Annotated in this window: 9 protein-coding genes and 1 pseudogene; 3 read left to right on the top strand and 7 right to left on the bottom strand. The window is 71.1% G+C overall.

Features of this window, described 5'->3' with window-relative positions:
- Positions 1 to 5: 5 nt before the first annotated feature.
- Positions 6 to 1,160 carry a serine hydrolase domain-containing protein gene (locus tag ACGFNV_RS32015; protein ID WP_393627222.1) on the top strand — a complete coding sequence of 385 codons (1,155 nt, stop codon included), beginning with the start codon at positions 6 to 8 and terminating at the stop codon, positions 1,158 to 1,160.
- 155 nt (positions 1,161 to 1,315) lie between these two features.
- Entirely contained in the window at positions 1,316 to 2,509 is a 1,194-nt protein-coding gene (locus tag ACGFNV_RS32020; protein ID WP_393627343.1) for a glycosyltransferase, read from the top strand.
- A 6-nt stretch (positions 2,510 to 2,515) separates the two neighbouring features.
- On the opposite strand, the gene ACGFNV_RS32025 is transcribed toward ACGFNV_RS32020, so the two are convergent.
- A complete protein-coding gene (locus tag ACGFNV_RS32025) occupies positions 2,516 to 3,586 on the bottom strand; it encodes a hypothetical protein (RefSeq protein WP_393627224.1) in 1,071 nt (356 codons plus the stop codon).
- 223 nt (positions 3,587 to 3,809) lie between these two features.
- On the bottom strand, positions 3,810 to 6,404 hold the full coding sequence (gene pepN / locus ACGFNV_RS32030) for an aminopeptidase N (protein ID WP_393627225.1): 2,595 nt from the start codon (positions 6,402 to 6,404) through the stop codon (positions 3,810 to 3,812).
- A 137-nt stretch (positions 6,405 to 6,541) separates the two neighbouring features.
- Between pepN and ACGFNV_RS32035 the strand changes: the two genes are divergently transcribed.
- Entirely contained in the window at positions 6,542 to 7,204 is a 663-nt protein-coding gene (locus tag ACGFNV_RS32035; RefSeq protein WP_393627227.1) for a DsbA family protein, read from the top strand.
- Positions 7,205 to 7,223: 19 nt separating this feature from the next.
- Here ACGFNV_RS32035 and ACGFNV_RS32040 read toward each other — a convergent pair whose 3' ends face one another.
- From ACGFNV_RS32040 to ACGFNV_RS32060, 5 genes and pseudogenes are all read right to left on the bottom strand, one after another.
- The gene (locus tag ACGFNV_RS32040; RefSeq protein ID WP_393627353.1) at positions 7,224 to 7,451 is read right to left on the bottom strand and encodes a hypothetical protein; all 228 of its coding nucleotides are present in this window, start codon (positions 7,449 to 7,451) and stop codon (positions 7,224 to 7,226) included.
- Between the two features lie 178 nt (positions 7,452 to 7,629).
- Positions 7,630 to 7,880 (bottom strand): annotated as a pseudogene (locus ACGFNV_RS32045) (Fe-Mn family superoxide dismutase); the annotation flags it as partial.
- Positions 7,881 to 7,905: 25 nt separating this feature from the next.
- Complete coding sequence (locus ACGFNV_RS32050) at positions 7,906 to 9,282, bottom strand: amino acid permease (RefSeq protein WP_393627228.1); 1,377 nt, start codon at positions 9,280 to 9,282, stop codon at positions 7,906 to 7,908.
- A gap of 121 nt (positions 9,283 to 9,403) precedes the next feature.
- Positions 9,404 to 10,297: a TauD/TfdA dioxygenase family protein gene (locus tag ACGFNV_RS32055; RefSeq protein WP_393627230.1), complete on the bottom strand. Its 894-nt coding sequence runs from the start codon at positions 10,295 to 10,297 to the stop codon at positions 9,404 to 9,406.
- A 12-nt stretch (positions 10,298 to 10,309) separates the two neighbouring features.
- Entirely contained in the window at positions 10,310 to 11,650 is a 1,341-nt protein-coding gene (locus ACGFNV_RS32060) for an LLM class flavin-dependent oxidoreductase (protein WP_393627231.1), read from the bottom strand.
- Between the last annotated feature and the right edge of the window lie 5 nt (positions 11,651 to 11,655).

Consider the following 11,655-nt stretch of genomic DNA (forward strand, 5'->3'; position numbering starts at 1 on the left):
GAGACATGACCGTACGGACGACCCTGGTGGCGGCGACGGCAGTGCTGCTGTCGGCGGCTCTGGCCGCCCCGGCGCTCGCGGCGACGTCCACCGGAGCCGATCGCCCCACCGATCGCCATGCCGCGACCCGTAGAGCCGTCGAGGCGGCGGTGGCGGACGGCGTGCCCGGGGTGACGCTGACGGCGAGGGACGCGCACGGCACGTGGTCGACGACCGCCGGTGTGGGGGACATGACGACGGGCGCGCCGCGGTCGCCCGAGGACCACTACCGGGTGGCCAGTGTCACCAAGACGTTCGTGGCCACGGTGCTGCTGCAGCTGGAGGCGGAGGGAAGACTGTCCCTCGACGACACGGTGGAGGAGTGGCTCCCGGGCGTCGTCCGGGGCAACGGCCACGACGGCCGCCGGATCACCCTCCGCCACCTCCTGAACCACACGAGCGGCATCTACAACTACACCCGGGACCCCGCCTTCCGCCGGACGTACTTGGAAGGCTTCTTGGAGCACCGCTACGACACCGTTCCCCCCGAGCGGCAGATCGCGGTCGCCATGACCCACGCGCCGGACTTCGCGCCGGGCACGGACTGGAACTACTCCAACACCAACTACACCCTCGCCGCCCTGGTCGTCGAGAAGGCCACGGGCCGCTCCTACGGCGACGAGATCCGCCGCCGCGTCGTCGCCCCGCTGGGCCTGAGGTCGACCTCGCTCCCCGGCACCCGCCCCACGCTCCCGGCCCCCAGCAGCCGCGCCTACGGGAAGCTCTCGGAGGACACGACGAGCCCGACCTACGACGTCACGGAGTTCAACCCGTCCCTGACGTACGGCTCGGGCGAGATGATCTCCACCTCCTCCGACCTGAACCGCTTCTTCACGGCCCTCGTCCGCGGCAGGCTCCTCCCGCCGCGGCAACTGAAGGAGATGAAGACCACGGTCAAGATCGAGACCGACGGCGGCCCGAACACCTCCTACGGCCTCGGCCTCATCCGCCGCCGCCTCTCCTGCGGCGTCCAGGTCTGGGGCCACAGCGGCGACATCTTCGGCTCCAGCACCCAGTCCGTCACCACCGCCGACGGCCGCCATTCCCTCACGTTCAACTTCAACGCGGACTGGACGGGGAACAGCGAGGCGGTGATCGAGGCCGAGTTCTGCGGGAGGTAACTCGCGTCACTGAGCGGACTTCGACCCGAGACGCCGTGTTCATTCGCACGAAACATCCGTACCGCCTCATATCGGCTAACCCGCACTTCACGGGGGATGACCAGATATGTGCTTGCAAGGCGGGTGATCGTGTGCACGGTGAGAACGGGCCGCGTGTGCTGTCCGTGTACGAGGGCTTCTTCACCGGGGGAGCCCGGATCGTACACACAGACGTGGTGCTGGGGCTGGCGGAGGGCGGTGGCCGGCACCGGCAGCGGGTGCTCAGTGTGTACGCGGAGGTGCGGCGGGAGGCCACCCGGCAGCGCATGGAGGACGACGCCTGCTACCGGGCGCTGACCGGGGCCGGGGTGGGCGTGACGTCCCTGGGCCGCACCTTCGCCGGGGCCGGCGGTGGTGATCCGGCCGCGTTCAGCGGACCGGAGCTGGCCGAGACCGCCCGGGTCATGGCGGGCGCCGACGTCATCCTCTCCCTCAAGGAGCAGCCCCTCGCCCTCCTCAACCAGGCGGGCCTGCCGCGCCGCCCGGTCGTGGTCTGCCTGCACCGCTCGGACCCGGAGAACCAGGGGGCCGCCCTGGACGATCTGCGGGCCGCCATAGCCGACGGCACGGTGGTGGCGTGCGTGTGCTGCGCCGAGTCGACCCGGGCGGCGTACGAGGCCGCCGGCATCCCCTCCGACCTGCTCCACGTGATCCCGAACGGCGTGGACCTCCTCCGCTTCCGCCCCGACCCGGCGCGGCGGCTCGCGATCCGGTCGGCGCTGGGCATCCCGTCCACGGCCCCGGTGGTCGTCTTCGCCGCCCGCTACGACGCGATGAAGAACGTTCCGCTGTTCCTGCGGGCCGCGCGGGAGTGGCTGCGGCGCGAGCCGGAGGGGCACGTGCTGATGTGCGGGGCGGGCATGACGCCGGGCAACGGGGCGCTCCAGGCGGACGTGGAGTCGGCGTTCGGGACGGAACACCGGCCGACGGACCGGCTGCACCTCCTCGGCATCCGGCGCGACATGGAGGCCGTCCACGCCGGCGCCGACGTCGTGGCCCTCACCTCCTCCTGGGGCGAGGCCGCCCCGCTCTCCCTGATCGAGGGCATGATGTGCGGCGCGGTCCCCGTCGCCACGGACGTCGGCGACAGCGCGGCGATCGTGAACGGGCACGGGGTGCTGACGCCGCCCGACCCGGAGGCGATCGCCCAGGCCTGGACGGAGGCGGTGGCCGACCGCCCCGCCCTCACCCCGTTCCTCACCGCGAGCCGCGAACGCTTCAGCCGCACCCGCATGATCGCCTCCTACGCCACCCTGCTCGACCGCGTCCACGCGGGTGCGGCGAGGTCGACCTTGCCGGAACCCCACTGAGCCGCACTACCGGGGCAGGACCACCACGTACGCGGCGGGATCGCGGTCGCCCGCCGCCATCAGGGCCGTGCGGACGACCGTCGCCTGCTGGTCCATGGAGTCGCGGAGCTTCCTGGGCGTGATGTGGACGACGGTGATGCCCAGCCGCTCCAGGTGCTCGCGCTTGCGGGCGTACTCGGACCACAGGGCGTCGTCCTCCTGGCCATTGCCCCGGCGGGGCGCGCGGGTGTCGAGTTCGACCGCGACGGCCTGCTCCGGCCAGTACGCGTCGAGGCCGCCGAGGTAGGGGCCGCCCGGCAGACGCAGGTCGACGTTCCACACCGGGTCCGGGAGTCCGTACTCCCGGACCATGCGGTACAGGCGGTTCTCCGTGAGCGCGCGCCCCTCCGCCAGCAGCGAGTCCACCGCGTCCACGACGTGCGGTCGGCCCAGCAGCTTCGCCTCGGTCAACTCCCGTACGACGGAGGCGGGTTCGCAGTGCCCGGACCGTACCGCCTCCGTCAGCAGACGGCGTACCGCGCCCGCGTCCGTCAGGTCCGCGACCGCGTCGGCCAGGGCGCGCGGTACGGGTGCGACCGGCAGGCCCGTGACCTGCTGCGGGGCGGGCAGGGCCGACGTGCGGGTGATGCGCGCGCAGCCCGCCGAGCGCAGGCGGCGCAGGCGCGGGACCAGGACGTCGATCTTCTCCAGGGAGAGGAGGGGAGGCGCGGAGGAGAACCCGTGCAGCGTGAGGGCCGCCAGGCCCGTGATCATCGCTTCCCTGTAGTCCCTGTGCTCCGCGCCCTGCGCGCACGGCTGCGCCGGTACCCCGGCCGCCCCCGCCGTCGATGTGTCCCGTGCCGCGTACATCAGCACCGCGTGCAGTCGCTCCTCGCTGGTCGGCATGCCGGAGTGGAGCAGGATCACACCGGGGAGGATCTGCTGCCACGGGCCGCCGGGGCGGCACTGCTCGTCGGTCTCCGCCGACGAGACGCCGTGGGCCTTCAGCTGTGCCGTCGTCATCACCCGGCGGCGGCCGTCGGAGAGGTGGCGCAGGGGGTGGGGGGAGGCCGGGGGGAGCGGCGTGTTGTGGTTCATGACCGGGAGGTTCCCGGACTCCGAGCCGCCTTGAACCGCTGTTACACGCTCGTTGACAAATACGGACAAGGCGTCACTAAAGGACGGGTGTTCGGATGCCGAAAGCCCCTGGTCCCTCGGGGTGTGGACCAGGGGTTACGGCCCCGTTGCCTGCATTCCGTAACGGCGACCGCAGACCGAAATCATGGCCAAAGATCATGCAGTGGCCGAAGGGGTCATACGATCATCGGGCCGGTGCTGCCTCCGCATCGCGCGCCTGCCCCCGCAACGCCCGCGCCAAGTCGTCCCGCGCCTCCAGCACCAGCCGGCGCAGCGCCGGAGCCGCCGCCTCGTGCGCCGCCAGCCACGCGTCCGTCGCGTCCAGCGTCTCCCGGGAGTCCGCCAGGGACGGGAACAGGCCACGCACCACGTCCATCCCGATCTGGATCGACCGCTGCTCCCAGACCCGCTCGATCGCCGCGAAGTACTTCTCCGCGTACGGCGCGAGCAGCTCCCGCTGCGAGGACTGGCCCCAGCCCCCGATCGTCGCCTCGACCAGCGCGTTCGACAGCGCCTCCGACTCCACCACCTGCGCCCACGCCTGCGCCTTCACGGCCGTCGAGGGGCGGGCGGCCAGGCAGCGGACCTGGTGGCGCTTGCCGGAGGCGGTGTCGTCGCGGGCCAGTTCGGCGGCCAGGTCCTTCTCGTCGGCGACGCCGTGCACGGTCAGCTGCTCCAGGAAGGCCCAGCGCAGCTCCTGGTCGACGTCCAGCCCCTCGATCGTCGAGGTGCCCTCCAGCAGGTCCCGCAGCAGGCGCAGGTCGGCCTCGTCCGACGCCACCGTCGCGAAGAACCGCGCCCACGCCAGCTGGTGCTCGCTGCCCGGCGCGGCCTGCCGCAGCTCCCGCAGAGCGCCCTCCGCCAGCGACCGCCCGCCCGTCTCCCGCCAGCCGGGGGCGACGTAGTGGACCAGGGACGAGTTCGCCCACGCGTGCAGCATCTGCAGCACGCCGATGTCGGACTCGCGCCCGGCGAACCGCAGCACCAGCTCCACGAAGTCCCGCGCCGGCAGCAGCGCGTCCCGTGTCATGTTCCACAGCGCCGACCAGCACAGGGCGCGCGCCAGCGGGTCGGTGAGGCCGCCCAGGTGCGCGCGCAGCGTCTCCAGCGAGGTCTCGTCGAAGCGGGTCTTGCAGTACGTCAGGTCGTCGTCGTTGACGAGGACCAGCTCCGGCGCCCGCTCACCCACCAGCTCCGGTACGACCGTACGCGCGCCGTCGACGTCGACCTCGGCACGGGTGTACCGCTCCAGCGTCCCCTCCGGGGTGAGCCCGTACAGGCCGATCGCCACCCGGTGCGGCCGCAGCTCGGGGTGGGACTCCGGGGCCTCCTGGAGCACCGCGAGTTCGTCGATCCGGCCGTCCGCGCTCAGCAGGACCTGCGGGGTCAGCGAGTTCACCCCGGCCGTCTGCAGCCAGGACCGCGCCCAGGTGCCCATGTCCCGGCCGCTGGTCTCCTCCAGGACCGACAGCAGGTCGCCGAGGCGGGTGTTGCCGTACGCGTGCCGCTTGAAGTAGCGGCGGGCGCCCTCCAGGAAGGCGTCCTGGCCGACGTACGCCACCAGCTGCTTGAGCACCGACGCGCCCTTGGCGTAGGTGATGCCGTCGAAGTTCAGCTTGGCGTCCTGAAGGTCACGGATGTCGGCCGTGACGGGATGCGTGGAGGGCAGTTGGTCCGCGCGGTACGCCCAGGCCTTGCGGCGGTTGGCGAAGGTGATCCAGCCGTCCTTGAAGCGGGTGCCGCCGACCAGGGCGAAGGCGCCCATGAAGTCGGCGAAGGACTCCTTCAGCCACAGGTCGTCCCACCACTCCATGGTGACGAGGTCGCCGAACCACATGTGCGCCATCTCGTGCAGGATCACGTTCGCGCGGCTCTCGTACGACGCCCGCGTCACCTTGCCCCGGAAGATGAACTCCTCCCGGAACGTCACCAGGCCCGGGTTCTCCATCGCGCCGAGGTTGTACTCGGGGACGAACGCCTGGTCGTACTTCCCGAAGGGGTACGGGTAGTCGAAGTGGTCGTGGAAGAAGTCCAGGCCCTGCTTGGTCACCAGGAACACGTCGTCGGCGTCGAAGTGCGGCGCCAGTCCCTTGCGGCACAGGGCGCCCAGCGGGATCTCCAGAGTCGTGCCGTCACCCAGGTCACGGGAGTACGAGTCCGTCACGTAGTGGTAGGGCCCCGCCACCACGCAGGTGATGTACGTCGAGATCGGCTTCGTCTCCGCGAACCGCCACACCCCGTCGTGCCGCTCGCCGACGCCGTTGCTCCACACCGTCCACTCCTCGGGCGCCCGCACCTCGAAGCGGAAGGGGGCCTTGAGGTCCGGTTGCTCGAAGTTGGCGAAGACGCGGCGGGAGTCGGCCGGCTCGTACTGCGTGTAGAGGTAGACCTCGCCGTCCTCGGGGTCGACGAAGCGGTGCAGGCCCTCGCCGGTACGGGAGTAGGCGCACTGGGCGTCGACGACCAGCTCGTTGTCGGCCGCCAGGTCCTCCAGGAGGATGCGGGTGCCGTCGAAGACCTCGCCCGGGTCGAGGTCGTTGCCGTTGAGGGAGACGGCGGTGACGCTCGGCGCGACCAGGTCCGCGAAGCTGCTCGCGCCGGGCTCGGAGCAGCGGAAGCGGATCGTGGTGACCGAGCGGAAGGTGCGCGGCGCCCCCTCGTCCACGTTCCCCTCGCCGGCGACGGCGGAGCGCACGTCGAGGGACACGTCGTACCCGTCGACGGACAGCAGGGCGGCCCGCTCCCGGGCCTCGTCGCGGGTCAGGTTCTCACCGGGCACGGGCGGTACTCCCTCGGCTGGTGTTCGGCAGATGAACAGGGCCGATCCTGCCATGCGCCCCTGACCCGGGGCAGCCGGGAATGCGACGCGGGCGGCCGATGTTGCCGGTTCAAACGGCCGTATTCCTAGGGAGAGCCATGTCCGAGTCCGCGACCGCTTCCGGCAAGACCCCCGTCGACTTCTGGTTCGATCCGCTGTGCCCCTGGGCGTGGATGACGTCCCGCTGGGTGCTGGAGGTGGAGAAGGTCCGTGACATCGAGATCCGCTGGCACATCATGAGCCTGGCGGTGCTGAACGAGCCCAAGATCGACGAGCTGCCCGAGGAGTACCGCGAACTCCTGGAGACCAAGGCGTGGAAGCCGGTGCGTGTGGTGACCGCCGCCTGGCAGAAGCACGGCGCCGACGTCCTCGGCCCGCTCTACACCGCGCTCGGCACCCGCTTCCACAACAACGGTGAGGGTCCGACCCTGGAGGCTATCGCGGGCGCGCTCGCCGACGTCGGTCTGCCCGCCGACCTGATCGACTACGCCGAGCAGGAGGACTTCGAGTTCGACGCCGAGCTGCGCGCCTCCCACAAGGAGGGCATCGAGAAGGTCGGCCAGGACGTGGGCACCCCGGTCATCGCCGTTCCCGGCCCCGACGGTGAGCAGATCGCCTTCTTCGGCCCGGTCGTCACCCCCGCCCCGAAGGGCGAGGAGGCCGCCCGCCTCTGGGACGGCACCCTCGCGGTCGCCTCGGTCCCGGGCTTCTACGAGATCAAGCGGACCCGTACCAAGGGCCCGGACTTCAGCAACCTCTAGGCGGAACTCGCCGGCGGGGTCACAACCCCGCCGGCAGGAACGTGCCGACGCGCCAGTTGTCCTTGCGCTGGACGCGGCGGCAGCCGTCGGTTCCGCAGCGGTGGAAGGCCTTGGCCACGAAGTGGCCGCCGTCCAGCATCGGCAGCAGCACCTGCCGGGCTCCCTCGATCTCGGCCTCGCTCCGCAGATCCCGGAAGTCCGTCAGTCTGTCCTGACAGGTGGGACTCGGACACCGCACGTGCGCCATGAACGCCTCCTCGTGAACCGGCAAGGAATCGGTCATACCGTACATCTGGGGCGCCCGCCAGGACCCCGGAGCCGGAAAGCCCCCGCGAGTCACGTCCTCGCGGGGGCTTTCCCTCATTCCGCCTGCCGACGTGAAGGGTGAGAAGACGATCACGAGGCAGGACGTCCACACCGCCCTCAGGGGGCCAGTAGCAGCAGGTCGCGCGGGACTTGGCGACCTCGTAGCGCCTGGCCACGTCCTGCCAGTCGACCACCCGCCACATCGCCTCGACGAAGTCGACCTTCTGGTTCTTGTACTGGAGGTAGAAGGCGTGCTCCCAGGCGTCGAAGACCAGGATCGGAACGACCCGAAGGACTCCGTGATCGCGTCCGCCAGCTCGCCCACGCCGTCGGCCGCGAGGGGCTCGCCGCCGCCCTCGCCGGTCATGTTCTGCATTCTTCGGTCGAGGGGTGGGTCAGTTCCGGGCGCGGGCCCGCTGCCAGGCGTAGCCCACCGCGGCCAGGAACAGGGTCAGACCGCCCGTCGAGAGCAACTGCACGCGGGTGTCCGGCTCCCGGGCCATCAGGACGAAGATCGCCGCCATGCCCGCCAGCGCGACCCACGTCAGCACCGGGAACGCCCACATCCGCACGGCCAGCCGCTCCGGCGCCTCCCGCTCCAGCCTGCCGCGCAGGCGCAGTTGGGAGACGGCGATCAGGATCCAGACGACCAGGATCACCGCGCCGATCATGTTCAGCAGCCAGGGGAAGACGTCGTCGGGGCGCCAGTAGCTGAGCAGCACACAGGCGAAACCGAAGACCGAGGAGGCCAGCACGGCGATCCGCGGGACACCGCCCGACACCCGGCCCAGCACCTTCGGACCCTGGCCCCGCTCCACCAGCGAGTACGCGATGCGTGAGGAGCCGTAGATGTTGGCGTTCATGGCCGACAGGAGCGCGACGAACACCACCACGTTCATCAGCTGTCCCGCGCCGGGGATGCCGAGATGGTCGAGGGCGGCGACGTACGGACCCTTCTCCACGACCTCCTTCGAGTCCCACGGGACCAGCGTCACGATGACCGCCATCGAGCCGACGTAGAACAGCGCGATGCGCCACATCGCCGTACGGACCGCGCTCGCCACGCCCCTGACCGGGTCCTCCGACTCGGCCGCCGCGATGGTGACCGTCTCCAGGCCGCCGTACGCGAAGACCGAGGCGAGCAGGCCGATGACCAGGCCCTCGCCGCCGCCCGGCAGGAAGTCCGTGAGGTTGGACGTGCCGGGGGAGTCCGTGCCCGGCAGGACCCCGGCGATCGCCAGCACGCCGAGGACCAGGAACAGGCTGATCGCGGCGACCTTCAGGGCCGCGAACCAGAACTCGAACTCGCCGAAGTTCTTCACCGCGGTGAGGTTCGCGCCGCAGAACACCAGCATGAACAGCGCCACCCAGGCCCACTCCGGCGTCCCCGGCAGCCACCCCGTGACGATCTTCGCCGCGCCGATGCCCTCCAGGCCGACGGCCGTGCACAGCAGCACCCAGAACGACCAGCCCGCGGTGAAGCCCGCCCACGGCCCGATCGCCCGCTCGGCGTGCGCCGAGAACGAACCCGACGACGGGTACGCGGCCGACATCTCGCCCAGCATCCGCATCACCAGCATCACGAGGAGGCCGGAGAGGGCGTAGGCGACGACGATCGAGGGGCCGGCGGCGGCGATGCCCGCGCCGGAGCCGACGAACAGTCCGGCACCGATCACCCCGCCGAGGGCGATCATCGACAGGTGGCGCTGCTTCAGGCCGTGGGAGAGGGAGGCGTCCCGCGGGAGCGTCTCCGTGGTGCTGTGGTGCGGCATGGGCGCGGCTCGTCCAATGCGTGAGATGGGCAAAAACGCCCACAGTCTGGGCAGCCTCTCCGCCGCCACGGAGAGGCTGCCCAGTATGCGGACACCGGCGATACGCTCGGTGATCTTCCGTTTACGCGGCGACCGGTGTGTAGTGCGAGGCGTCCCCCTCGATCGAGTAGGACTCCTTGCCCTCGATGCCCACCGGCACGTCACCGGCGACGGTCACCCGGTGCAGGCGGCGGGGCCGGCCGTCGTAGTTGTCCACCGCGTAGTGCTGGGTGATGCGGTTGTCGAAGAGGACCAGCTGGTTCTCCGACCAGCGGTGGCGCAGGATGTTCTCCGGCCGGGTCACGTACGCCTGGAGCAGGTCGAGGATCCTGCGGGACTCGGCCGGCGACAGGCCCACGATCCGCTGGGCGAACCCGCCGATGAACAGCCCGCGCTCACCGGTCAGCGGATGGACGCGCACCACCGGGTGGACCGTGCGGTACTTGATCGAGGTGAACTGGGCGCGCTGGGCGGCCTGCCGCTCGTCCAGCTCCTCCTCGGGGACGGCGTAGTCGTAGTCGTTGGTGTGCTCCGCCCACAGGGTGTCCGCCAGCTTCCGCAGCGGCTCCGGCAGGTCGCGGTAGGCGGCCGCCGAGCTGGCGATCAGGGTCTCGCCGCCGTACGCCGGGACCGTCAGGCTGCGCAGGGTGCTGGCCTGCGGCGGGTTGAGCACGAACGTGACGTCGGTGTGCCAGTGGTTGGCGGCGCGCCCGCGTTCGCTGTCGACGGGGAGGACGTTCGGGACGCCGTCGACGGAGGAGACCGTCGGGTGCGCGGTGGTGGTCTCACCGAAGTGGCGGACGAAGGCCTGCTGGCCCTCGTCGTCGAGGTCGACGTCGTCGAAGACCAGGGCCTTGTGGACGTTCAGCGCCTCGCGGATCGCGGTGACGCTCTCCTCGTCGAGGGGCTTGGAGATGTCGACGCCCAGGACCTGGGCGCCGATGTTCGCGGTGACCTTGCGGATCTCGATGGACATGGGGTGGTCCTCTCAGACGGTGGCGAGTGCGGGGCTGACGTGCTGGTTGGCGGGGCGGGGAAGGCCGTAGCGCTCCCGGAGGGTGCTGCGTCGGCCGTACTCCGTGCGCAGCAGGCCGCGGGCGCGCAGGATCGGGACGACGTGGTCGACGAAGAGGTCGAGGCCCGAGGGGAGCACGGCGGGCATGATGTTGAAGCCGTCGGCGGCGCCGAGCGTGAACCACTCCTCGATCGCGTCGGCGACCTGCTCGGGCGTCCCGGCGAAGGTGAGATGCCCGCGCCCGCCGCCGAGCCGGCCGACCAACTGCCGCACGGTGAGCCGCTCGCGCCGGGCGAGCTCCACCACGAGCGTGTAGCGGCTCTTGGCCCCCTCGATGGCACCCTCGGGCGGCAGGTCGGCGGGGAGCGGGGCATCCAACTCAAGCGTCCCCGGCTCCAGTTGGAGAAGCCTCTCCAGACGGTCCACGCCGTGCGTGTACACGATGTGGTCCTCCAGCACCTGCTCGTTCGCCCGCGCCTCGGCCTCCGTGGAGCCGATCACCGGGACGATGCCCGGCAGCACCTTGATGTGGTCGGGGTCGCGGCCGACAGCGGCCGTACGGGACTTCAGGTCGGCGTAGAAGTCCTGCGCGTCCTTCAGCGTCTGCTGGGCGGTGAACACCGCCTCCGCGTACCGGGCCGCGAACGCCTTGCCGTCCTCCGAGGAGCCGGCCTGCACCAGCAGCGGGTAACCCTGCGGTGAGCGGGGCACGTTGAGGGCACCCTCGACACTGAAGTACGTCCCCCGGTGCCGGGGCGGGTGGATCTTCGCGTCGTCGCCCCAGACGCCGGCCGCCTTGTCGCCGACGATCGCGTCGTCCTCCCAGCTGTCCCACAGCTTCAGGGCCACGTCGAGGAACTCGGCGGCCCGAGCGTACCGCTCGGCGTGCGCGGGCTCGGCGTCCAGGCCGAAGTTGCGGGCGGCCTCGGCACCGGCGGTGGTGACGATGTTCCAGCCCGCCCGGCCCCCGCTGATGATGTCCAGGGAGGCGAACTTCCGCGCCAGGTTGTAGGGCGAGTTGTACGAGGTGGAGGCGGTGGCGATCAGCCCGATGTGCTTGGTGGCCGTCGCCAGCGCGGTGAGCAGGGTGAGGGGTTCCAGCGCGCCGGCCGGACGCTGGGCGATGTTGCCCCACAACTGCGGCCCGTCGGCGAGGAAGAGCGAGTCGAAGGTGCCGCGCTCGGCGATTCTCGCCAGCCGCACGTAGTGGTCCAGCTCGACATGGGCGTACGGGTCGCTCTCGGGGAGCCGCCAGGACGCCTCGTGGTGGCCGGTGTTCATGAGGAAGGCGTTGAGGTGGAGTTGCCGGGTCATACAAG

The sequence above is a fragment of the Streptomyces sp. NPDC048751 genome (genome assembly GCF_043198595.1).
Lineage (GTDB): Bacteria > Actinomycetota > Actinomycetes > Streptomycetales > Streptomycetaceae > Streptomyces.